General features: G+C 70.4%; 22 protein-coding genes. 14 read left to right on the top strand and 8 right to left on the bottom strand.

The window, feature by feature from the left end; genetic code table 11:
• Window positions 1-235: 235 nt before the first annotated feature.
• The 4 genes from NZH93_RS14655 to NZH93_RS14670 all read left to right on the top strand — a co-directional run bounded on the left by NZH93_RS14655 (window position 236) and on the right by NZH93_RS14670 (window position 2991).
• The gene (locus NZH93_RS14655; RefSeq protein WP_259623609.1) at window positions 236-418 is read left to right on the top strand and encodes a hypothetical protein; all 183 of its coding nucleotides are present in this window, start codon (window positions 236-238) and stop codon (window positions 416-418) included.
• 16 nt (window positions 419-434) lie between these two features.
• Window positions 435-1202 carry a methyltransferase domain-containing protein gene (locus NZH93_RS14660; protein WP_259623610.1) on the top strand — a complete coding sequence of 256 codons (768 nt, stop codon included), beginning with the start codon at window positions 435-437 and terminating at the stop codon, window positions 1200-1202.
• Window positions 1203-1270: 68 nt separating this feature from the next.
• The gene (locus tag NZH93_RS50675; RefSeq protein WP_259623611.1) at window positions 1271-2104 is read left to right on the top strand and encodes a GNAT family N-acetyltransferase; all 834 of its coding nucleotides are present in this window, start codon (window positions 1271-1273) and stop codon (window positions 2102-2104) included.
• A gap of 80 nt (window positions 2105-2184) precedes the next feature.
• The gene (locus tag NZH93_RS14670; protein WP_308214198.1) at window positions 2185-2991 is read left to right on the top strand and encodes an EI24 domain-containing protein; all 807 of its coding nucleotides are present in this window, start codon (window positions 2185-2187) and stop codon (window positions 2989-2991) included.
• Here the strand turns inward: NZH93_RS14670 and NZH93_RS14675 are convergent.
• Window positions 2964-4844 carry a beta-propeller domain-containing protein gene (locus NZH93_RS14675; RefSeq protein WP_259623612.1) on the bottom strand — a complete coding sequence of 627 codons (1881 nt, stop codon included), beginning with the start codon at window positions 4842-4844 and terminating at the stop codon, window positions 2964-2966. The two genes, NZH93_RS14670 and NZH93_RS14675, sit on opposite strands and share 28 nt — an antisense overlap.
• A 92-nt stretch (window positions 4845-4936) precedes the next feature.
• Window positions 4937-5752 (bottom strand): S1 family peptidase, encoded by an 816-nt coding sequence (locus NZH93_RS14680; protein WP_259623613.1) that lies wholly within the window; start codon window positions 5750-5752, stop codon window positions 4937-4939.
• A gap of 159 nt (window positions 5753-5911) precedes the next feature.
• On the opposite strand from NZH93_RS14680, the gene NZH93_RS14685 reads away from it, so the two are divergent.
• The 3 genes from NZH93_RS14685 (at window position 5912) to NZH93_RS14695 (ending at window position 7293) form a co-directional block, all read left to right on the top strand.
• Window positions 5912-6286: an FKBP-type peptidyl-prolyl cis-trans isomerase gene (locus NZH93_RS14685; protein ID WP_259623614.1), complete on the top strand. Its 375-nt coding sequence runs from the start codon at window positions 5912-5914 to the stop codon at window positions 6284-6286.
• A gap of 150 nt (window positions 6287-6436) precedes the next feature.
• Window positions 6437-6970: a YbaB/EbfC family nucleoid-associated protein gene (locus NZH93_RS14690; protein ID WP_276023441.1), complete on the top strand. Its 534-nt coding sequence runs from the start codon at window positions 6437-6439 to the stop codon at window positions 6968-6970.
• A 17-nt stretch (window positions 6971-6987) separates the two neighbouring features.
• On the top strand, window positions 6988-7293 hold the full coding sequence (locus NZH93_RS14695; RefSeq protein ID WP_259623616.1) for a type VII secretion target: 306 nt from the start codon (window positions 6988-6990) through the stop codon (window positions 7291-7293).
• A 753-nt stretch (window positions 7294-8046) separates the two neighbouring features.
• Here the strand turns inward: NZH93_RS14695 and NZH93_RS51240 are convergent.
• A complete protein-coding gene (locus NZH93_RS51240; protein WP_372506649.1) occupies window positions 8047-9378 on the bottom strand; it encodes a pentapeptide repeat-containing protein in 1332 nt (443 codons plus the stop codon).
• A gap of 374 nt (window positions 9379-9752) precedes the next feature.
• On the opposite strand from NZH93_RS51240, the gene NZH93_RS51445 reads away from it, so the two are divergent.
• The 4 genes from NZH93_RS51445 (at window position 9753) to NZH93_RS14715 (ending at window position 13708) form a co-directional block, all read left to right on the top strand.
• Window positions 9753-11195, top strand: coding sequence for a DUF8616 domain-containing protein (locus tag NZH93_RS51445; RefSeq protein WP_505011377.1), 1443 nt, complete (start codon window positions 9753-9755; stop codon window positions 11193-11195).
• A complete protein-coding gene (locus NZH93_RS14705; protein ID WP_259623618.1) occupies window positions 11179-12045 on the top strand; it encodes an immunity 49 family protein in 867 nt (288 codons plus the stop codon). Before NZH93_RS51445 ends, NZH93_RS14705 begins: the two co-directional genes overlap by 17 nt.
• Window positions 12046-12188: 143 nt before the next feature.
• Window positions 12189-13034, top strand: coding sequence for a hypothetical protein (locus tag NZH93_RS14710; RefSeq protein WP_259623619.1), 846 nt, complete (start codon window positions 12189-12191; stop codon window positions 13032-13034).
• A gap of 149 nt (window positions 13035-13183) precedes the next feature.
• Complete coding sequence (locus NZH93_RS14715; RefSeq protein ID WP_259623620.1) at window positions 13184-13708, top strand: HdeD family acid-resistance protein; 525 nt, start codon at window positions 13184-13186, stop codon at window positions 13706-13708.
• On the opposite strand, the gene mptB is transcribed toward NZH93_RS14715, so the two are convergent.
• Both mptB and NZH93_RS14725 read right to left on the bottom strand, forming a co-directional pair.
• Window positions 13674-15206 carry a polyprenol phosphomannose-dependent alpha 1,6 mannosyltransferase MptB gene (mptB, locus tag NZH93_RS14720; RefSeq protein WP_259623621.1) on the bottom strand — a complete coding sequence of 511 codons (1533 nt, stop codon included), beginning with the start codon at window positions 15204-15206 and terminating at the stop codon, window positions 13674-13676. The genes NZH93_RS14715 and mptB overlap by 35 nt on opposite strands.
• A gap of 55 nt (window positions 15207-15261) precedes the next feature.
• Window positions 15262-16461, bottom strand: coding sequence for a glycosyltransferase 87 family protein (locus NZH93_RS14725; RefSeq protein WP_259623622.1), 1200 nt, complete (start codon window positions 16459-16461; stop codon window positions 15262-15264).
• A gap of 208 nt (window positions 16462-16669) precedes the next feature.
• On the opposite strand from NZH93_RS14725, the gene NZH93_RS14730 reads away from it, so the two are divergent.
• Together NZH93_RS14730 and NZH93_RS14735 are read left to right on the top strand one after the other, a co-directional pair.
• A complete protein-coding gene (locus NZH93_RS14730) occupies window positions 16670-17254 on the top strand; it encodes a DNA-binding protein (protein WP_259623623.1) in 585 nt (194 codons plus the stop codon).
• A gap of 29 nt (window positions 17255-17283) precedes the next feature.
• Window positions 17284-17940 carry an RES family NAD+ phosphorylase gene (locus NZH93_RS14735; RefSeq protein ID WP_259623624.1) on the top strand — a complete coding sequence of 219 codons (657 nt, stop codon included), beginning with the start codon at window positions 17284-17286 and terminating at the stop codon, window positions 17938-17940.
• 263 nt (window positions 17941-18203) lie between these two features.
• On the opposite strand, the gene NZH93_RS14740 is transcribed toward NZH93_RS14735, so the two are convergent.
• Both NZH93_RS14740 and NZH93_RS14745 read right to left on the bottom strand, forming a co-directional pair.
• A complete protein-coding gene (locus tag NZH93_RS14740) occupies window positions 18204-18776 on the bottom strand; it encodes a GNAT family N-acetyltransferase (RefSeq protein ID WP_259623625.1) in 573 nt (190 codons plus the stop codon).
• 88 nt (window positions 18777-18864) lie between these two features.
• Window positions 18865-20787: a S9 family peptidase gene (locus NZH93_RS14745; protein WP_259623626.1), complete on the bottom strand. Its 1923-nt coding sequence runs from the start codon at window positions 20785-20787 to the stop codon at window positions 18865-18867.
• Window positions 20788-20861: 74 nt separating this feature from the next.
• On the opposite strand from NZH93_RS14745, the gene NZH93_RS14750 reads away from it, so the two are divergent.
• On the top strand, window positions 20862-22073 hold the full coding sequence (locus NZH93_RS14750) for a metal-dependent hydrolase family protein (RefSeq protein WP_259623627.1): 1212 nt from the start codon (window positions 20862-20864) through the stop codon (window positions 22071-22073).
• Window positions 22074-22138: 65 nt separating this feature from the next.
• Here the strand turns inward: NZH93_RS14750 and NZH93_RS14755 are convergent, their stop codons facing one another.
• Complete coding sequence (locus NZH93_RS14755; protein ID WP_259623628.1) at window positions 22139-23140, bottom strand: TerC family protein; 1002 nt, start codon at window positions 23138-23140, stop codon at window positions 22139-22141.
• Between the last annotated feature and the right edge of the window lie 141 nt (window positions 23141-23281).

A 23281-nucleotide genomic window follows, 5' to 3' on the forward strand; every position in this document is an offset into this window, starting at 1 on the left:
GCCATTCGGTTGACGTTCACCACCCCATCGGGTTCCTTTCCGCAAATGTGCGGGTCGCATTAAAACAGTGTTTTCCGCCATGGTCTAGTGAGAGCGCTCTCAATAACCGGCGCCTCCTTGCCGGCTCACGGAGACCTGGCCCTCCAGGCCTCGAAGTTGGGCCGAATGCCCGCTTGGGGGCTTCCGCAGCCGGGTAGTGACGTGGCAGGAGTTCAGGTCACACAAGGAGGCACCAATGCTCGCCATCATCGCCGCGGTCTTCTTCGGGCTGGCGTTGCTGCTCGACCTCGCCGACGCGTCCATCGGATCGGTCATCACCGGCGGCACGCTGCTCACCGCGGGCCTGCTGTGCGTCGCCCTGCACCTGGCCGGTGTGGGCGCGGGCGTCAAGCGGCCCGCGTTCCGCCGTCGGCGCTGACGTGCACCATGTCCGCATGAGCGCACTGGAGTTCGACGAGCGGACGTCCCGCCGCGTCGAGTCGACGTACCTGACGGCGGACGTGGTGCGGCAGAGGCAGGTCGTGCGGGGAACCCTGGCGCTGCGGCCGGGCGAGCGGGTGCTCGACCTCGGCAGCGGGCCGGGGTTCCTCGCCGTCGAGATGGCCGGGGAGGTGGGCGCCGACGGCGTCGTGTGCGGGATCGACCCGGCGGCGTCCATGCTGGCCATGGCCGAGCGGCGGTCGGGCGGGGCGGTGGAGTTCCGGCAGGCCGGGGCCGACCGGATCCCCTACCCCGACGGCGGTTTCGACGCCGTGGTGTCCACCCAGGTGTTCGAGTACCTGGAGGACGTGCCGGGCGCGCTGGCCGAGGTGCGGCGGGTGCTGCGCCCCGGCGGTCGGCTGCTGGTGATGGACACCGACTGGGACTCGATCGTCTGGCGGTCGCCGGACGACGCGCTGACCGAACGGGTGCTGCGCGCGTTCGAGCAGCACCTCGCCGACCCGAGGCTGCCGCGCAAGCTGCCCGCCGCGCTGACCGCCGCCGGGTTCCGCGACGTGCGGACGAGCGTGCTGCCGGTGCTGAACGTCGGCTACGCGCCGGACACGTTCAGCGAGGGTCTGCTCGCGCTGGTCGCGACGTTCGTGGTGGGGCGCGACGGGATCACCGCGGCGGAGGCCGAGGCCTGGGCCGACGGCCAGCGGGCGCTCGGGTCCGACTACTTCTTCAGCCTCAACCGCTACCTGTTCCTGGCGACCGGCTAGCGGGGGCGGCACTCGTCCCCCGTGGAATCCGGTGGCCACAGCGGCCTCGGGCCACTACGTTGCCGCAGGTGCCCCACGGTCTATTCCACCAGCTCGAGTCCTTCTACGACGCCATCCCCCGCATCGACGCGCGGGCGGAGCAGCACGGCGCGCTGACGCTGTTCGTCCGGGACGGTGAGGGTTTCCCGTACTACGCGCGGCCTTCCGTCGACGGCGGGGAGCCGACGGCGGTCGACGTGCGCCTGGTGCGGGACCGGCAGCGGGAGCTGGGGGTCGCGGAGGCGTTCGAGTGGGTGCACGAGACCACCCCCGGACTGCTCGCCGTGCTGGAGCACCTCGGGTTCGCCGTGCTGCGCGCGCCGCTGATGGTGCTCGACAAGCCGCTGGTGGCGCCGGAGGTCGACGCCGCGTTGCGCGTGCTCGACCCGGACGCCGCCGGGTTCCTGGAGGACGTGGCGGTGGTGCAGACCGTGGCACAGCTCTCGTTCTCCACCCCCGGCACGCACAAGGGCGACACCGGGCCGAAGGACCGGGACACGCTGCTGCCGACCGTGATCCCCGTGCACGTGCCGAAGTTCCGGTACGCGCTCGCCGAGGACGCGACCGACGGCGCGGTAGCGGCGGGCATGACGCAGACGGCCGGGGCGGTGGCCGAGGTGGTCGGCGTCGGCACGCTGCCGTTCGCCAGGCGGCGCGGCCTCGGCGCGGCGATCACGGCGGTCCTGGCGCGGGACGCGCTGGACCGCGGGGCCGAGCGGGTGTTCCTGTCGGCGGGCAGCGAGGACATCGCGCGGGTGTACGAGCGGGTCGGGTTCCGCCGGATCGGCACGGCCTGCGTCGCCGAGGCGGAAGCCGGGAACGCGGGCCCCGTGAACGCGGAAGCCGGGAACGGCGCCGCCTGACCGGGCGGGTCACCCCCGCGACGGGCACTTTTCCGGGCGCTTCGCGGGAATGTTCGCGCCCACGGCATTAAGCTGCCCGCGTGATCAGGGTGCTGAAGGACTTCTCCACCGGTGTCGGGCTGCTCGCGAAGGGCTTCGGCCTGGTGTTCCGGTCGCCGAAGCTGCTGCTGATCGGCGCGATCCCGGCGGTGATCAGCTCGGCGCTGCTGATCGGCAGCCTGGTGCTGCTGGCGACGAACATCAACGGCATCGCCGAGTGGGCCACGCCGTTCGCCGACGACTGGAGCGAGACCGTCCGCACGGTGACCCGCGTCGCGGCGGGGATCTCGATGCTCGGCGCGTTCCTGGCGGTCAGCATGCTCGCGTTCACCGCGATCACGATCGTCATCGGCGGCCCGTTCTACGAGCACATCGCCGAGACGATCGAGGACACCGAGCTGGGCGGTGTGCCGGACGCCGAGCAGGTGCCGTGGTGGCGGTCCGCGCTCAACGGCGTCCGCGACGCGGTGCTGCTGATCGGGCTCGCGATCCTGTTCGCCGTCCCCCTGTTCGCGGCCGGGTTCATCCCCGTGGTCGGGCAGACGGTCGTGCCGGTGATCGCCGTCTGCGTCAACGGGTGGCTGCTCGGGATCGAGCTGACCGGCATCCCGTTCACCCGGCGCGGCAAGACGTTGAAGGAGCGCCGCGCGATGCTGCGGACCAAGCGCGCGACCGCGCTGGGCTTCGCCGTGCCGTCGTACCTGCTGTGCCTGATCCCGTTGGCGGCCATCGTGGTCATGCCCGCGGCGATGGCGGGCGGCACGGTCCTCGCGCACCGCCTCATCACCGGCCAACCCGGCCGCGTCCCCGCCTACCAGCCCTACCGGAACGGCACCCAGGCGAGCTGAGCGGCCCGGTCGGCGCTGGTGGCCATCAGCCCGGCGTCCGACACGGTCCACAGGTCGTCGCCGATGACGAGCGAGCGGCGCACCACGCCCGTGGGGTGCTTGACGGTGCCGAGGTCGCTGAACCCGTTGTCGGACAAGCGGAGCATGAGCGACCCGCCGCCGTCAACGCCGGCCCGGTCGGCCAGCGGCAGCACGAGCAGGCCGGTGGGCGACCAGTACAGGAACGCGTGCGCGTCGTACTCGACCTCGCTGCTCGCGCCGGGGAGGTGGTACTGCGCGAGGCGCACCGGCTTGGCCGGTTCGCTCACGTCGAACAGCGACACCTGCGTCCCGGTGACCCGGCCGCGGTCGGTCGCGTCCTGGCCGACGCCGATCAGCCTGCCGTCACCGGCCGGGTGCAGGTACGCGGAATAGCCGTTGATCTTCAGCTCGCCCACCACCTGCGGCTTCGCCGGGTCGGCGAGGTCGAGCGTGTAGAGCGGGTCGGTCTGCCGGAACGTGACCACGTAGCCGACGTCACCGAGGAACCGGACGCTGTAGATCCGTTCCCCCACACCGAGTCCGTCGACCTGGCCGGTCCGCACGAGGGTGTCGCCCTCGCGCCGGAGCACCGTGACGGAGCTCTGCGACTTGGCCCGCCCGGACGATGTCGTGGTCGCGACCCGCAGGTGCCCCGCGTGCTCGGAGAACGAGTACTGGTTGAGCGGGATCCCGTTCACCACGCCCGAGGCGACGTGCTTCGGCGGACCGGGCTGGGAGATGTCGAACTGGTGGATCGCGGTCGACGGGTTCGGCGCGACCTTCCCCCTGGCCTGGAAGACCTGCCGCTGGTCGGCGACGTAGAGGTTCTTCTCCGACCCGTAGACGGTGTCGCCCGACGCGACGATCGACACCGGGTCGCCGGTGCCCAGCGCTGCGGCGAGGTCGAACGTGAGCACGGTCAGCAGCGAGGAAGCCGTTGGCTGGCGCGGGAAGCTGACCCTCGAGCAGTCGACCAGCGTGCCGTCGGCGCGGGAGGTCGGGGTGGTCAGCTCGTAGCGCGGCAGCCACGCGGAGACCGGCGCGTCCTGGAGGATCCGCTCGTTCTCCCGCAGGGCCTGCGCGGTCGTGCGGACGCCGTCCGGGTAGACGTAGTTCAGCCGGGGCCACGAGCTGACGACGACCCGCGCCACACCGCCGATCTGCCGAGCGTCGACGTAGGCGCCGTCGACCGACAGCGTGCCGATCTCCTTCGGCGCGCCGGACAGGTCGACCAGCACCAGGCTCGCACCGCCGGTGGGCGCGAACTCGTTGGGCGCCAACGGCTTCTCCAGCACCGCGAGTGACGTGGTGACGACGAGGGCGCGGTCACCGCTGAGCAGGAGCTGGGAGATCGCCGCACCGGGCAGTTCGAGCGAACCCGTGACGGCGCGGGACGCCACGTCCACGACCCGCAGGGTTCCGTCGACGACGGTGATGATCCGCTTGCCGTCGGTCTTCACCAGGTCGGGCTCGTCGACGCCCGCTTCCTGGGCGTTCGTGGTCGAGTGGTCCGGCGTGTCCGCCTGCGGTGGCGCGGCGGGAGCCGCCTTCTGCCGCGAGTCGGCGGCCACCCCGGCTTCGGAGTTCATCACCACGCCGCCCTCGTCGGTGGCGTACGCGCCTCTGCCGTACTCGGTGAGGTGCGGTCGTTCAGCCGCTCTGAACTGCGACAGCACCTCGTCGCACGAGTCGTAGGCCACCAGTTCGACCGGACCGGACGCGGTGGCGACCGGCGGCACCAGGACCGATCCCCTGTCCAGCACCGCGGGCGCGGACGCCGCGCACACCCCGACGACGACGATCCCCGCCAACACCATTCCCGAGCGCTTCATGGCAGGAGGACGGTGGTGGGGGCGGATCGCGTTGCAAGGGAAGCGGAATTGCCGGGAGACCCGGAGGTCCCCCGGCACTTCCCTTGCCGGAACTAGGAGTTGATCTGCTGCGTGATCAGCGTCGCGAAGTTCGAGACCCTGGTGTAGACGCCGGGGTACCCGGCGGCCGCGCAGCCCTCGCCCCACGAGGTGATGCCGATCAGCTTGCCGCCCGCGACGAGCGGGCCGCCCGAGTCGCCCTGGCAGGTGTCGGTGCCGCCCTGGGTGTAGCCCGCGCAGACCATGTGCGCCGACTTGAAGTCCGAGCCGTACGCCGAGGAGCAGGTCGCGTTGCTGGTCAGCGGCACGGTGGCTTTGAGCAGGTAGCGCGACGCCGAACCACCGGAGGACGTGGTGCCCCAGCCGAGGATCGTGCTGGACGTGCCCGCCGCGTACAGCGCGGTGTCGGACGACGTGGCGATCGGGAGCCTGGCCTGGGTCAGGTTGCGGTCCAGGGTCAGCACCGAGACGTCGTTGCCCTGGGTCGCGTCCCGGTAGCTCGGGTGGATCCAGATCTTCGTGACGCGCGCGACGACGCCCGCGGTGGACTGCTTGTCGTCGCGGCCGGCCACGACGCGGACCACGGAGGGCGAGTCGCCGACCGTGCAGTGCGCGGCCGTGACGACCTTGTTGGCGGCGACCAGCGTGCCGCCGCAGTACTGCGAGCCGCCGCTGGTGGCCAGGTAGACCACCCACGGGTAGGTGCTGGTGCTGGCACGGGTGCCGCCCACGATCTGGGCACCGACCTCACCGTCGGTGGTCGGGGGTGCCGGAGCTGCCGCGGCCACGCTGAAACCCGCCAGTGGGAGCAGAATCGCCACCACGAGCGCGCCCAGCCAGGACCGAAGGCGGTGCAGGGTTGCCGCCATGATCATCTCCTTGGGTTGTGACCCCGTTTCCGGGGTGCACACAGAGCAACAGACCGACTACTGCCGCCACAAGCTCCACTAGACGTAGGCCATTCGGCAGCGTCGACGGCGACGTGATTGACTCGCCGGCAGACCTGTTCCCGTTCGAGGAGGACCCGCATGGCCACGCAGAAGCCCGAAGTCGACCTGGTCGAGGGCCCGCCGCCCGCCGACCTGGTCATCAACGACCTCACGGTCGGCGACGGGCCCGAGGCCACGCCGGGCCAGGCCGTCACCGTGCACTACGTCGGCGTCTCGTACGCCACCGGCGAGGAGTTCGACTCCTCCTGGAGCCGCAACGACCCGTTCCGGTTCCCGCTCGGTGGCGGCCGCGTCATCGCGGGCTGGGACAAGGGCGTCGCGGGCATGAAGGTCGGTGGCCGCCGCCAGCTCGTCATCCCGCCGCACCTCGCCTACGGCGACCGCGGCGCCGGTTCGGCCATCAAGCCGGGCGAGACGCTGATCTTCGTGGTGGACCTGCTCGCCGTGAGCTGACCGCCCCCGCTTCCCCGCAGCCCGTCCGCTCCCCGGAGCGGGCGGGCTGCGTCGTGCTCTGGTCCGTTCGGGGTATTTGATCCGTACCGGAACCAGCGCGTTCCACCGTGCGTCATTCTTTCCGGTGAAGTTGTTCGCCTGGGGGAAGGAATGGCGGTGCCTGACGACGTCGGCGGGTCCGAGCGGATGCTCGCGCAGTGGGAGACCAGCATCCGGGAGAAGGCCGAGCGCTACCAGGACATGGCCGAGCGCGTGCAGGGCCTGTCGATCACCGAGACCTCCAGGGACGGCACGATCAGGCTGACGATCGGGTCGAACGGCATCCTGTCCTCTGTGGACATCGCGGAATCGGCGCGGGACAAGCGGATGTCCGAGGTCTCCGCCGAGATCATGCGGACGTTGCAGAAGGCCCAGTCGCGCATCCCCGAACTGCTCCAGCAGGCCATGGCCGAGACCATCGGCACGCAGGACGAGACCGCGAACGTGCTGTTCGCCGAGGCGCGCAAGAACTTCCCGCCCGCGCCCGCCGAGGACGTGCCGCCGCCGGTCAACCAGGAGCTGCGGTTCGGCATCGAGGACGACCAGCCGCCACGACCCGTTCCACCGCAGGCACCACCGGCACCGCGCCGTCCCCGCCGTCCGGACGACGACGAGGACTTCGACGGCGGCTCGTTCCTGTCCTGATCGCGTTGGGGGTTCTCATGGCCGACAAGTTCGAGGTCCTCGGTGAGGCCCTGGACGGGCACCGCAAGCAGCTCGACGACCTCTCCGAACGATTGCGCGGCGCGCTCGACGCCGCCCGCACGGTCAGCATGCCGACCGACGCGTACGGCATCCTGTGCCAGCCGTTCCGGATGATGCTCGACCCGGTCGAGCAGTGGGGCTTGGACGCGCTGAACGGTGCGGTGGAAGCGATGGACGCCACCGCGACCGGCGTCAACACCTCGGTCAAGCAGTACCGGCAGCAGGACGACGACATCGCCGACGTGTTCCGGAGCGGTGCCTGATGACGAACCCGCTCGTCGCGCAGGCCCCGCAGGAGGGCTCCGGGTTCAACCAGGGCACCGGCGACAACGGCTGGGCCACCGGGATCTCCATCGCCGAGTCGGCCATGGACACGTTCAACGGCTTCAAGGAGGGCAACTGGATCGAGGGCGGGCTGGGCGTCGTCGGCCTGGCCGCGGACGCCGCGTCGATGGCGATCGACCCGTTCGGGACGTTGATGTCATCGGCGGCGTCGTTCCTGATGGAGCACGTCCAGCCGTTGAAGGACATGCTCGACTGGCTGGCGGGCGACCCGCCCGTGATCGAGTCGTACTCCACGACGTGGAACAACGTCGCCACCGAGATGGGCAAGATCAGCCAGGACTACGCCGCCGCGCTGAAGTCCGGCACCGAGGGGTGGACCGGCGTCGCCGCGGACGCCTACCGGGCGGCCGCCGCGCAGCAGGGTGACGCGCTGGCCGGCGCGGCCAGCGCCGCCGGGTCCGTCGGCACTGTCGTCGGCGTCATGGGCATGGTCGTGGCGTTCGTGCGCGAGATGGTCCGCGACCTGATCGCCGACCTGGTGGCCAAGCTGATCGCGTGGGTGCTGGAAGCGGTGTTCTCGCTGGGTTTCGGGACGCCGGTGATCGTCGCGCAGGCGATCACCGCGATCGCGAAGTGGGCCGCGCGCATCGCGAAGCTCGTGCAGAAGCTGCTGGACACCATCAAGAAGGTCTCGCCGATGCTCAAGCGTCTGGTGGAGGTCTTCGAGAAGATCATGAAGGTGCTGGGGAAGCTCGCGGGCAAGGCGACCGGGCTGGACGTGCTCGGCACGAAGATCGACAATCCGGGGTTCGTGCGCCGGACTGGGCGGGACGGCGTGGACGGGCCGTCCGGTGGCCGTGGCGGCGGGTCGGACGGGTCGGACGGGTCGGACGGGTCGGGTCCCGACGGCGACGCACCCGGCTCCGGACCTGACAGCACGTCACCATCGAGGACCACAACGGAGCCCGGCTCTCCCGGCACGCCTGGTTCTCCTGGCTCTCCCGGCGGGGGTTCGCCTGGGGGCACGTCGTCCGGGGGCAACTCGCCGGACGGGACATCACCGGGCGGGAGTTCGCCCAGCGGTGGTTCGCCCAGTAGCTCTTCACCTGGGGGCAGCTCACCGGGTGGCAGCTCACCCGGTGGAAGTTCACCCAGCGGAAGTTCGCCCGGCGGAAGTTCGCCCGGCGGAAGTTCGCCCAGCGGGAACTCGCCCAGCAGCACTTCATCCGGCGGCACGTCGTCGTCTCCTGGTGGCCCTTCGCCTTCACCTGACGGGCCGTCGTCGTCGCCCGGTTCGCCGACCCCGCACAGCGGCAGCACGCCGTCGAGCCCCGCTCCGGGTGGCCGTGCTCCGGACGGTGGTCCTGGCCCTTCGCCGTCGGCTCACGGTCCCGACTCCACGCCGTCCGGCCACAGCCCGACCGGCCAGAGCACGACCCCGAGCAGCAGCCCGACACCCGCACCACCGCGCACGGACCAGACGCACTCGGCGAGCACGACCACGCCCGACGCGCCGTCCAGGCCCGACCAGCCGAACGCCGCTCCCCGTGACACCACCCCGTCATCCGCTCCCCCGCAGCAGGGACCGGCGGGCGGCGCACCCCACGGCGGCGGCTCGCCCGGCGGCGCACCGAGCGCGGGTGGTCCGCCCAGGACCGGTGGCGGCGGGTGGACCGGGACGTCCGGCCACCGCGGCGACACCGCGTCCGGCATCCCGCAGTCCCGCACACCCGACAGCACCCCACGACCACAACACGCAGGCCCACCACCGCAAGCACGACCACCCTTCGCCGGTCCCCCACAGGCGGGCCCACCGCACACCAGCCCTTCACACGCCGGCCCCTCACACACCAACCCTTCGCACGCCGGCCCCTCAAACGCCGGTCCCCCACAGTCGGGTCCACCGCACACCAGCCCCTCGCACGCTGGCCCCTCACACACGAGCCCCTCGAACGCCGGTCCCCCACAGGCCGGTCCCCCACACGCGGGCCCACCACCCGTCCGACATCCCCAGGCCGGACCTCCCCACGCCGGACCGCCGCACACCGGCCCCGTCCGCCCATCCCAGGCCGGACCGCCACACACCAGACCCACCCGCCCACCCCAGTCCGGCCCACCACACGCCGGACCCACCCGACCTCCCCAGGCCGGTCCACCCCACGCGGGCCCGCCCCAGACGAGGCCCCCACACCAGGGCCCGCCGCACCAGAACACCCCCCACCAGCCACAACCCCGCGGCCCGGTGGCCCAGCCGCACGCCCCGCACCACACCCCGGACACCCCACCGCGGCACCACGGCCCCGACGGCCCACCGCACCAGCCCGGCCCCGACGGCCCACCGCACCAGCCCGACCCGCGGCCGAACATCGACGAGGCGCACGCGCGGCACGGCGAAACCACCCCCGCCGGCGTCTCGCACCACCGCGGCGACTCCGACATGGGCGACCTGCCCAGCCGCGTCCCGAACGACCCGCGCTACTTCACCGCCGACGTGCACATCACCCCCGACGGCCGCGCCCGCATCGGCAACCACTCCTACAGCCCCGAGGAGTACGGGGACCTGTTGCGCCGCAGCGGCTGGGACGGCAAGACCCCGATCCGGCTGATCGGCTGCGACGCGGGCAGCAACGACTTCGCCCGTCGCCTCGCGGCCCACACCGACGCCCCCGTGCTGGCCCCCACGAAACCGGCGTGGACCGACAGCCAGGGCCGCGTCTACACCTCCGACGCCGAGGTGGACGCCCACGGCAACCGCCAGCCGAAGATCCCGCCGAACGGCGAGTGGGAAACCCACCACCCGGACGGCACCAGGGCCAAGGCGAGCGAGGACGGCTTCGTCCCCGGCACGCACGACAAGGACAAGGACGGGCTCGACCCGAGCAGCGCCAGGGACCGCGCCGCCACCGACCCGGACGAGGCGCGCGCGGCCAGGGACCGGGCGGTCGAGCGCGCCAACACGGACAACGACTTCTTCAAGAAGCACTACCGGGAAGACGGCCACCGCCTGAGCGCCGATCGCATGGTCGACGGGCACCCGCTGCCGAAGATCAGCAGGGACCCCGACACCGGCAAGTGGCGGGCCACCGAGGACGCACCGCCTCCCATGCCGAAGAAGGACAAGCCCACTCCCGACGGCAAACCGGACGGCAGCGCGGACACCCTGCCCGAGAAGAACCGCGAGACCATCGACAAGGCCGTCGAACGCCGCACCAAGGCCATCGAGGAGGACGTCAAGGCCGAGAAGCCCTTGGGGAAGGCCAAGACGGAGCTGGAGGATGCCAAGAAGGAGGTCGAGGCCGCCCAGCAGCGGCTGGCCACCGAGGACAGCCCCGAGGCCAGGAAGGCGCACGAGGACGCGAAGTCCAAAGAGGACGCCGCGCAGCGGGAGTACGACGAGCAGAAGGAAAGCCACCGGGCCCCGCACCACGAGATGGGCAAGGCGGGCGAGGACCTCGGCGACAAGGCAGCCGAACTCCACGCCATCCCGGAGCACTTCGAAGGCGCGCAACGCATCGACAACCGCGCGGACGGCAACAACCGCTTCGACCAGATCTGGCGCCGCGAGGACGGCGGCTTCGTCGTGGTCGAGGCGAAGGCCCCCACCGCCGAACTCGGCGCCCGCGACAGCCTGACCGGCCGCAAGGTCCAGCAAGGACGTCTGGACTACTTCGAGGCCATCCTGGCCGAGATGGACAAGAGGGGCGCGTTCGACGACGTCGAGGGTGATCTCGCCGACGAGCTGCGGGAAGCGCTCAAGGCGGGCAACGTGGACTACGTCATGGTCAAGGCCAAGGTCGACGCCGGTGGCGAGTACAACGGATACGCTCTGACCCACTTCGACCTGGACAAGGAGGCGCAGCCGGGTGGCTACCACGGTTGAGCGTCACGAGCCCGACATCCCCGTGTCCGACCGGGGTCTTGAGCGGCTCGGCAAGTCGTTGGACCGCGACATCGCCTCCGCGACCACCGACCCGGACGAACTCGGTGGCGCGCTCAGCACGGCGCTCATCCTGCTCGGCGCCAGGTGCGTGTCGGACCCCACCGCGAACAAGCTCGAGACCTGGGAGAGCGTCGTCGCGGCCATGCAGGTGTCCTCGGCGCTGTTCGCCACCGCGAACGCCGAGCCGGGTGCCGAGGTGGAGTGCCGGATCGCGGGTGAGGTCAGGACGCTGCCCGGTACGGGGCCGAACCGGCACACCGACGCGGGCAACTGGCTGACGGCGTTCTGGCTGGCCGTGGTGTGCCGTGACACCGCGCGCCTCGACCTGCTCGCCGCCACGCCGCTCGACCTGCTGCGGGCCTCGGGCGCCCAGTACGAGGCCTTCGTCTACGACTGGGTCGACGCGCTGCGGACCTACTGGTCGGAGGGTGACGGGCTCGCCGACAAGATCCAGGCCGCCATCGTGGGCAGTGATCCCGAGGTGGCGACGTCGGTGAGCCGGGACCTGCTCCTCAAGATCCTCTACCCGCCGCTCCCGGTGTTCTACCGCTTCGTGGGCGACGAGCACGACGAGTTCAACGCCGCCCTGCTCCAGGCCGTCGAACTCCACAAGGACTTCTTCACCTCGGGCGACGAGGACCGGTTCCGGGACCCCACCGGGTTCGTCGCGCTCGCCCCGCTGGCACTGGCCTGCCTGGCGCACGACGCGGAGTTCCCCGTCGAGGTCGAATCGGGTTACCTGCCGGAACACCTGGTCAAACGCTCCTGGCTGGGCGAGTTCCCGACGTGATCGGTGGCGGGGACGTCCGCCGCGGCGCGGCGAGAACGTGCCCCGTGGGCGGACCGCGGGTCAACCGGCCGACGCCGCCGGAAGCAGGCCGTTAAGATCGGCGCACCGGTGTTCCGGGGGGATTTCGAAGGGGTGCGCGACGGATGAGCCAGCCGAATACACCGCTGAGCGAGCAGGAGCAGCAGCAGCTCGTTCGGCAGATCGGGCGGGCGATGCTGCCCATGCTCCCGCAGGGGTGGCAGAAGGTGCGGGCCGAGTACCGGGCGGCCGGGCGGCACATCGAGGTCGACATGGCGGTGGCGGGCCCGGACGGGCAGTTGCAGCCGGTCCGACCTCCCATGGACGTGGTGACGTCGCTGGGCCAGTTGCGGGCGGGCATGCACTCGGCTGAACGGGGCACGTGGCTGACCGCGGTGTACGAGCTGGAAGCGCCCAGCGCTTTCACGGTGGACTTCAACTCCGAGGACGAGCCGGGGTGGCGCAACCCGCCGCCGCCGATCGGGTTGCAGGACGAGCTGCGGACGTTCCCGCGCGCCGACGTGCGGATCCCGAACTGGTGGCGGCACCGGATCGGGATGCCCCCGCTGGAAGCGCCGGTCGACACGCCGCCCGGTGGCGTCCCGGCGCCGCTGCGGACGGCGCGGGTGTACGACGGGAAGGCGCCGAACGGGCGGCCGTTCGTGAACCGGCCGCCGGTGGACCCGCGGATGCGGGAGCAGTTGACGGCGTTCCTGGAGGGCGCGCCGGTCGTGCTGGCGGCGCGGAACCTGGACCTCGACGAGTTCTCGGTCGGTGAGCAGGACGTCCCGCTGAACTTCCGCACGGACGGCACGTGGATCTGGGCGGGCGCGGTGCCGCACTACCTGCGCAAGTACGGGTTGCCGCCGGAGCCGGAGTTCGTCGCGCACATCGTGCGGCTGGGGTTCCAGCCGCCCGCCGTGGACGAGGCGACCAAGGAGGTCGCGGTCTCGCTGATCACCGGTCAGTGAGCCGCCGTCCGTCCACTGAGGACTGACCATCGCGGGCGCCGGTCACCCCGGCGCCGCGACGGGCCTCCACCGGGTCGTTCTCCCGTGTTGCCGTTTCCCGCGGCGGTGCCACGATTGGGAGAGCGATGATCCGATCGGGGAGGCCCGCGATGAGGGAAATGCTCGCCCGCCGCTGGTGGCTGTTCGCGCTGCGCGGTGGCTTCGCCATCCTGTTCGGCCTGCTGGCGCTGATCTGGCCGGGCCTCACGCTGGTGGCGCTGGTCGTCCTGTGGGGCGCGTACACGCTGGTCGACGGCGCCACGGAGCTGTACCTGGCCGTCACGCACAAGGACTTCGCGCACGGCGTGCTCGGCGCGTTGGGCGTGGTCGCGGGCCTGGTCGCGCTGTTCTGGCCGGGCATCACCGCGCTGGTGCTGCTCGTGGTGATCGCCGTGTGGGCGATCGTCGGCGGGGTCCTGGAGATCGTCACGGCGGTCCGGCTGCGCAAGGTGATCGAGCACGAGCGGTTCCTCGCGCTGAGCGGCCTGCTGTCCGTCGTGCTCGGGATCATCCTGCTGTCGACGCCGAGCACCGGCGCGCTCGCGCTGGTCGTCACGATCGGCGCGTTCGCGATCCTCTGGGGGATCGTGCTGGTGCTGCTCAGCCTCCGGCTGAAGAAGTCCGCAACGGCCTGAGCCGCAGGTCGAGCGGGTCGGGCCGAGTGAGGGCCACGGTGGCGAGCGCCGAGACGGCGACGACGAACGCGAGGTAGAACCACGAGTACAGCCCCGTGTCGCCGTTGGGGAACGTCACCAGCAGCAGCACGCAGGAGAAGAACACCACCGCCCGCAGCCCGGTCAACGTCCACGCCAACCCCGCCCCCAGCACCAGCGCCCAACTGAAGTACCACGGCAGGGTCGCGGGTGAGAGCAGCGCGACCGCGAGCATCGTCAACGCCGCGTGCCGGATCGCGTTCGGCCCACCGTCCTCCGCCGCGCGCCACTGCCGCCAGGCGATGTAGATCAACAACAGTGACCCGGCACCGCGCGCCACGGTCATGAAGACACCGGGCTCCACCGACACGAACGCGTTGACCACGGTGAAGGCGAAATCACCCACCGCACTGGGCAGCGACAACCAGTTCACGATCGTCGAGGACGAACTCAGTGCCGGTATCCACCCCAGGTCGACCTTCGCCACGACCGTGCAGACGGCGAACACCGCCACGAACACCGCGAGACCGTTGCCGATCGCCCGACCGATCCGGGCCCGCTGCGTGCCGTCGAGCCGCGCGGCCCACACCAGCACCAGGAACGGCAACGCGATCACCGCCGTGGCCTTGATCGCCACCGCCAACGTCACCAACGCGATCCCGATCACGTGCCGCCGGTCCAACACCAGCAACACCCCGGCCGCCATCAACCCGACCATCAGGATGTCGTTGTGCCCACCACCGATCAGGTGGACCAGCATCAACGGGTTCGCCCCCGCCAACCACAGCGCCACCGCCGACCGCCCACCCAGGTGACGCGCCAGCCCCGGCAGCGACCAGCACAACAGCGCCAACCCGGCCGCCAGCACGAACCGCATCAGCACCACACCGCCGATGACGCTGCCGCTCGTCACCGACACGATGGCCTTGGCGATCAGGATGAACAGCGGCCCGTACGGCGCGGGCGTGTTCTGCCACACCCAACTCACGTTGTCGCTCAACGGACTCGGCAACGCAGCCGGCCCCACCCGATACGGATCGAACCCGTGCAACGCCAACTGCCCCTGCGCCAAGTACGAGTACACGTCCTTCGAGAACAACGGCGGCGACAACAACAACGGCAACGTCCACGCCGCGATCGCGATCACCACCGCCGCACTGCCCACGTACCGGTTGCGCACCATCCGACCCAGCCGCACCCACGCCCAGATCACCAACCCCAGACCCGCGTACAGCACCGCCGTCGCCAGATCACGACCGTGCCCGTACCGGACCCAGCTCAACGACGTGTCGGTCAACAACGGGTCCGTCTTGAGCACCGCGCCCGCGCCGGCACCACCGAGCGCGATCAGCGAGACGCCGAGGACCCCGAGCAGGATCGTCCTGACCGGGATGCCGGTGGGCTCGGGCGGCGTGCTGACAGCAGCACGCGGCGCAAGGGGCACGGCGCTCGATCGGGGGAGGGACGGAGTTGAAGCCATCGCCGGTCATCGTCCCACACGGACCGCCCGCACCCCCGTGAGTCGGGGAAACGGGTCAGACGACCGCGGGTTTGGCCCGCCGGGCCAGCGCCAGCGCCACGACGACCGCGAGGCCGAACCAGACGTAGGCGTTGCCGATGACCTGCTGCCACCACGCCCAGTTCCGCTCGACGTCGTTGTCGTTGGGGAACAGCCAGTGCGGGCCGATCAGGAAGATGAGCACGCCCGGCACGGCGAACCACCAGAACTGGCGCACGTGGCGCAGGGCGGGCACGGCGAACAGCGTGAGCGCCGGGGCGATCCAGATCCAGTGGTGGCCCCACGACACCGGGGAGATCAGCAGGCCCGCGACCGCGACGACCAGGAACGCCGTCACGTCGTCGTTCGCGCGGCGGGCCTTCGCGGCGGCGACCACGGCCAGGACGACGACCACCAGGCTCAGCAGCACCCAGGCCGCGACCTGCGGCGTGCCGTCCAGGCCCAGCCGGGCCACCAGACCGCGCAGCGACTGGTTGGCGGTGTAGGTCAGCCTGCCGACGCGGCCGGGGTCGAGCAGCGCGTGGAACCAGAACTGCCGGGCGTCGGTCGGCATGATCGCGAAGCCCACCGCGCCGAACACCAGGAACGACACGAACGCCGTGACCGCGGGCCGCCACTGCTTCGCGGCGAGGAAGAACAGCACGAACACCGCGGGCGTCAGCTTGATCGCCGCCGCCAGGCCGATGAGCGCGCCGCGCGGGTACCGGGTGCGCGCGAGCAGGCAGTCCAGCAGCACGAGGACCGCCAGCAGCAGGTTGATCTGGCCGAACGACAGCGTCTCGCGCACCGGGTCGAAGACCGAGCTGACGACGGCGGCGCCCAGGCCGTAGCGGATGGCCAGCGGACCACGACCGCACACCCGGACCGCGGCGATCAGGCAGAGCGCCGTGAGCGCGGCGAGGTTCAGCAGCGCGATGGCGAAGATCGCCACCGGCAGCGGGACCGCGGCCAGCGGGCTGAACAGCACCACCGCGATCGGCGGGTAGGTGAACGGCAGGTCGGGGCCGCCCATCGCGGACCCGAAGTGGTCGATGTAGATCGGCAGGCCTTCGAGCCACGCGCCACCGCCGTTGCGGTACACGCGGAGGTCGAGCGACCAGTCGTGCGGCCGCAGCATCACGTAGACCAGCGTCCCGACCATCACCACGAGCCACGCCGCGACGACCGCGAGCGTCGGCTTGTCCGACCGGACCGAGTACCCGGCATCCGCCACCATCGAACAACCACCCCCGCACCGCCGAGCGCGCCGAGTGACGCGGACCGAATGGTAGCCGGCCCCCGATGAGGGCCAACTCACGACCTTCGGCTAGTGCCGGACCTCCCACGCTTACGTAGTGTGGTGAGTTGTGCGCGCACAGTGGAACATTCCGACCAATTTTCCCGATCGGGCGCACAAAGGCGCACGCGCGGGATACTCTGTGCGCATGAGTCCTGCGCTGGAGACGGTGCTGGCCAAGGCCGGCCTACAGGTCACGCCCTCCAAGTTCCTCTCGCTGGTCGAAGAGGCCGCCAAGCGGCTCGCACCTCCCCACCCGGAGCCCGCGAGCTACTTCACGCCGGACCAGCGCGACGTGCTGACCGAGGTGGGCCTGGACCTCGGTCCGCTCACCGCGGCGGACGCACAACCAAGAGCGCGCACGGTCGTCGCGCTGGCCGTGCTCCGCGACTCCGCCCTCACCGTCGCCGAGGCCGCCCACCAGTTGCAGGTCGACACCAGCCGCATCCGCCACCGCCTGGGCGTCGGCAGACTCGTCGGTTGGAAGGACAAGGGAAGCTGGCGCCTCCCCGCCTGGCAGTTCGCGGGCACCGGCGTCCTCCCCGGCCTGGAATCCGTGCTGGCCACGGTCGCTCAAGACCAGCCAGCACTGGTGGTGGCCGCCTTCATGACCACCGCCCAGGAAGACCTGCTGGTGGACGGCACCCCGACCACCCCGCGCGAATGGCTACTGGCAGGCGGCGACCCCCGCCGCGTGGCTGACCTGGCGGGCATGCTCGGCACCCCCGTCTAGCCCCACGTCCCCTAGCCACCAGGATCCGCATGTCACGGCTCCCCCAGCCGCCTGCTCCCGCCGTTCTCCAGGCGATACTGCGCCGAACGGAAGACGTCGTGGCAGTACACCGAGCAACCCGCCTGGTGCGCGTATTCACAGCAAAAGGGCAACACCCCCAACGCTGGAACACGTTCCGCTACACAGGCCCCCTGCCCCACGCCAGGTTCGACACACAACCCCCAACAGCAGACGGCACACCAGCAGTAGCGCAAGAACACGGCGTCCTGTACTTCGGCCTAACGGTACGAACCAGCGTCGCAGAAGTCTTCCAGGCAACCTCAGTAGTAGACAGACGAACAAGAAGCCCATTCCTGGTAGCACTAAGACCAAGAAGAACACTACGACTACTAGACCTAACCGGCCTATGGCCAACAAGAGTAGGCGCATCACAAGAACTAAGCAGCGGCCCAAAACACCTAACCCAGGCCTGGGCAAGAGCAATCCGCGCAGCCCACCCAGAACTAGACGGCCTCTGGTACCGCTCATCAATGGACTCAGGCGACCCAGCAGTATGCCTATGGGACCCACCAGGAGCAACCTGCCTACCAGCAGCACCAGACGTACTACTACCACTGGACCACCCAGGCCTAGACCTACCACTGGCCAGGGTGTGCGAAGAACTCAACTACACACTTCTAGGCTAACAATCAAACACGACCACAAAACAGCAGACGCCCCCCAAAAAAACCACCCCACCAAGCCGCGGCCCTAAAACCGTGGCCGATTTTACTTGGGGGATTCGACCCTTAAACTTTCGCCGGGCGGCAGCTTCACCCTCCGCCCTAAGTGCCCGGCGAAGGGTCGAATCTAGGGGCCCCAAGTCAAATCGGCCACACCACGCTGGAACGCGCACCCGCCGAGCCGATTGCGCCGGAACCCGCAGCCGCCCCCAAGAACGACCACAAGCTCAATTCTTCCTCCGCCGCACAGCGGCCGTACTCCTCCTCCGAGGCGCGGACAAGAACCGCGCATACCTCACCTCGGGCAACTCCTGCTCCCCCAGCTCATACCGGTGCACGACACCATCATGCCGCCACCCATGAGCCTCATAAAACTCCCGACTGGGCAAATTATCCTGAAAAACCCACAAAACAGCATACCGAAACCCATGCTCGATCAAATGCCGAACAGCAGCCTCATGCACCTCATGCCCAGCCCCGGTCCCCAAAAACCGAGGATCAGCATAAATAGCCGTCATCTCCCCGGTATTCAGATCAGGATGCGCGTCCCCGACCTCCCGCACGGCGTCAACCGCGCAGTAAGCCCCGATCACCCCATCCTCACCCACCGACACGAACACGGCCGACGGCTCCGGCAGGGCAAGGACACGCGTCCACCCAGGCAACCTGCTCTCGGGCAGCATCCGGTCCAGCACGGGGTCGGCGACGATGCCCCGGTACGCGTGCTGCCAGGCGGCCACGTTGATCCTGGCGATCTCCGTGGCGTCCTCCGGGCGCGCCGTCCGGACGGTCCACTGCATGGAGGCAGCGTGCCGCACTGACGCCGTTATCGCTAGCCATTGAGATATCCCGCCCACCACTCAGGACGGGAATCCCGCGGCGGACCGCTCACCCCAGGTGCCTGGACCACCACTCCAGCACCGCGTCGAAGCGCTGGTGGCGGTGCCGGGGCTTCCCGGAGCGGGTCAGCTCGTGGCCCTCGCCGGGGAAGACCAGCATCTCCGCGTCCACGCCGTTGCGCTTCAGCGCGACGAACATCCGCTGCGCCTGCTCGAGCGGGCAGCGCCAGTCGTGCTCCGAGTGCACGACGGCGAACGGCATCGAGATCTTCTCCGCGTACGTCAGCGGACTCATGGCGTGCTGCTTCGCCGGGTCCGCGCCGCAGTACGCGTCGACGAAGAACCAGCCGATGTCGGACGACCCGCCGAACGAGTCCCACGCGTTGACGGCCCGCTCGCTCCACCCGGCGCGGAAGCGCTCACCGTGGTGCGCGGCCAGCCAACTGGTCATGAACCCGCCGTACGAGCCGCCCATGACGCCCACCCGGTCGGCGTCGAGTTCCGGGCGCTCCAGCGCGGCGTCCAGTACCGCCAGGACGTCGTCCACGTCCACCGTGCCGAACGCGCCGACCACGGTCTGCCCGTGCTCCTGCCCGTACCCCGCCGACCCGCGCGGGTTCGGCAGGACGACGGCGTAACCCGCGCTCGCGTACACTTGGGCTTCGTCGAAGAACCCGTGACCGTGGTACATGAACGGTCCGCCGTGCACGGCGAGCAGGACCGGGTGCGGACCTTCGCCCTCCGGCAGCACCAGGAAGCCGTGCACCGGGTAGCCGTCGGGCGCGGTGCCGGTCAGCTCCACCGACGGGTGCACCCCGGCCTCCCGCACCGGCCCGGCGAAGTCGGTCAGCACACCGCTGCCGAGCAGCTCGACCTCGCCGGGGTTGTCCGAAGTGGACACCACGGCCGCGATCCGGTCGCCGTGCACGCCGAACGCCTTGACCTCGGCGTTCTCCCCGGTCAGGACCTCCAGGTCCGCCAGTACCGCACCGGACGCGTCCAACGGCACCCGACGCAGCTCGACGGCACCTCGGTTGCGCACCGCGACGACCACACCGGACTCGGTCGGGACCGCCGTGCCCGCCGCGCGCTCGCAGTCGACGGTCTCCACGTCCGTGAGCCTGCGCAGCCCCGCCGCCGAGTGCGCCCAGAGCCCCAGGTTCCGGGCCACCGAGTGGATGCCCGTGTACTCGCCGCCGTAGAAGTAGAGCGTGCCGTCCGGGCCGTGCACGGGGAGCACGGCGTTGCCCTCGGTGCGCACCAGCAGCTCGGGCTCGCCGCCGTCGGTCGACACGGAGAACAGGTCGCTGTGCAGGGTTTCGGGGGTGCCGAAGTCGCGGTCGGCGACGAACACGACGCGGGCGCCGTCCGGCGTCCAGGTGGGCTCGGCGACGGCGAACCGGCCGTCGGTCAGCTCGACCGGCTTCGCCTCGGGGTCGAGGGCGTCCAGGACGTGCAGCCGCGGTTCGCGGTCGCCGAGGAAGCCGATGTCGTCCACGCGGTAGTCGAGCCGGGTGATGCGGCGCGGCGCTTCGGCGTCCGGGGTCGGGGCGTCCTCGCCCTCGACGGCCGTCGTGCCGTAGCGGCCGGGCTCGGGGACGTGCGCGGTGAACGCGATCCGCCGCGAGTCCGGGGCCCAAACGGGCACGCCCGCGCCCAGCGGCAGGTCGGTGACGCGGCGCGGTTCGCCGCCGCCGGTGGGCAGCACGTGCACCTGCGGTGCAGCGGCCTTGCCGGTGCCGGAGCTGCGCAGGAACGCCACCCAGCGGCCGTCCGGTGAGACTCGGGGGGCGAAGTCGCGGTCGCCCCACGTCCAGCGGACGGGGTCGCCGCCGTCGAGCGGGACGCGGTGCAGGCCGCCCCGGTAGGCGTTCGCGGCCAGGTCAGGGCTCGTCACGGTGACCAGGAGCAGGTCGCCGTGCAGCGCGAGCGGGCCGGGCACGGACAGCAGTTTCAGGTCATCGGGGCGCACGATGGAGCACGTTACCGCACTATTCTTAGCAAGCCTCACGAGATTTATTGACGATCACACAGGATTGCGGTGCCATGACTCGGATCGTGTTCGCAGGTGGCAAGGTGTTCGACGGCTCCGGCGCGTCCGCGCAGGCCGGTGACGTGGTGGTCGAGGACGGCCGGATCGTGGAGGTCGGCACGGGTCTGGACGGCGACGAGGTCGTCGACGCGACCGGGTGCACGGTCCTGCCGGGCCTCTTCGACTGCCACACGCACTTCATGTTCGGCGACATCGACACGGTCAAGGCGCTGAACACCCCGTTCTCGCTGCCGTTCTACCAGGCCATCGGCAACATGCGCGCGACGCTGGAGTGCGGCATCACGTCGGTGCGCGACGCGCTGGGCGCGGACCTCGGCGTCGCCACGGCCGTGCGCACCGGGCTGGTCGCGGGCCCGCGGATGCAGATCGCGATCAGCATGGTGTCGCAGACCGGCGGTCACGGCGACGACTGGATGCCGTGCGGCGTCCACAACTCGGTGCTGCACCCCGGCATGCCGAACGGCGTCGGCGACGGCCCGGAGGAGCTGCGGCGGATCGTCCGCGAACTCGTGCGGGCGGGCGCGGACGTCATCAAGATCGCCACCAGCGGCGGGGTGCTGTCACCGCGCTCGAACCCGAAGCTCGGCCAGTTCCGCGACGAGGAGGTCGCGATGGTCGTCGCCGAGGCCGCCGCGGCGGGCATCTTCGTCATGTCGCACGCCCAGGCCACCGACGGTATCAAGGTCGCCGCGCGCAACGGCGTCCGCTCGGTCGAGCACGGCGTGTTCCTCGACGAGGAGGCGGTCACCCTGATGCTGGAGCGCGGCACGTGGCTGGTCCCGACGCTGACCGCGCCGCGAGCCGTGCTCAAGCAGATCGCCGCGGGCATGACGGTGTCCGACCACATCCGCGACAAGGCGATCAGCGTGTCCGCGCGGCACGACGAGTCGGTGCGGATGGCCGTCGAGGCGGGCGTGAAGATCGCGATGGGCTCGGACTCCGGCGTCGGCCCGCACGGCGACAACCTGGACGAGCTGCCGCTGATGGTCGCGTGTGGACTCACCCCGGCGCAGGCGCTGCACGCCGCCACCCGGTCGGCCGCCGAACTGCTCGGTGTGGACGGTGAACTCGGGACGGTCGAGCCCGGCAAGAAGGCGGATCTCGTTCTGGTGCGCGGGAACGCGGAGGAACTCGCCGCGCGCAGCGGCGCGGAGTTCCGCGAGGCCGTCAGCGGCGTGTGGATGGACGGGAAGCGCGTGGTGTGACGGGACGAGCCGTGAGCGTGCTGGAGGTCCGAGGACAGTCCAGCACGCTCACGGCTCCTACCGGGTCAGAGCGAGGAACCCACGTGCTTGGCGGCCTCGGGGTGGCGCTTCACCTTGATGAGGCTGGCGATGGTGGTGATGGTCAGCACGCCGACGATCACGCCGAGCGAGAGTTCGATGCCGATCGTCGGCACCGGCAGGCCCTCACCGCCGTTGAGGAACGAGAACGTGTTGGTGTGCAGGGCTTCCAGGATCAGCTTCACGCCGATGAACCCGAGGATGACCGAGAGGCCGACCGACAGGTAGACCAGCTTGCTGAGCAGGCCGCCGAGCAGGAAGTAGAGCTGCCGCAGGCCCATCAGGGCGAACGCGTTGGCGGCGAAGACGAGGAACGGCTCCTTGGTGAGGCCGAAGATCGCCGGGATCGAGTCGAGCGCGAACAGCAGGTCGGTCGTGCCGATCGCGACGATCACGATGAACATCGGCGTCACGAAGCGCTTGCCGTTGACCTTGATGAACGACTTGGACTCGTGGTACTCGTCGGTGACCGGGAAGACCTTCCGCACCAGGCGCAGCGCGGTGTTCTCCTTGAAGTCGTCCTCTTCCTCGTCGTGGTTCGTCCTCGCCAGGTTGTAGGCGGTGTAGATGAGGAACGCGCCGAAGATGTAGAAGACCCAACTGAACTGCGCGATGACCGCCGCGCCGACCGCGATGAAGATGCCGCGCATCACCAGCGCCATCAGGATGCCGATGAGCAGCACCCGGTGCTGGTGGATCGCGGGCACCTTGAACGTGGTCATGATGATCAGGAAGATGAACAGGTTGTCCACGCTGAGCGAGTACTCGGTGATGTACCCGGCGAAGAACTCGGTGGCGGGCTGGCTACCCGCGAAGAACCAGAGGCCCGCCCCGAAGGCGATGGCCACGGCGACGTAGAACGCCACCCACCGACCCGCTTCGCCGATGGTGACCTCGTGCGGTTTGCGGTCGACGATCACGAGGTCGACGGCCAGGAGGACGAGGAGACCGGCGATCGTGGCGATCCACAGCCACGCGGGAACTACCATTATTCCAAACCTCCGGACAGGCGCACGCCAATGCCCGGAGGTCTCCTCCACCGGGCGATCGTGCTGCCCAGCCAACGGCACCGGGTGCTCTTCAGGTCGAGCACCGTGCTGACGACACCGCTGCGTCGGGAGTACTCCCCT

Origin of the sequence: Umezawaea endophytica (genome assembly GCF_025061645.1) — a bacterium.
Lineage (GTDB): Bacteria > Actinomycetota > Actinomycetes > Mycobacteriales > Pseudonocardiaceae > Umezawaea > Umezawaea endophytica.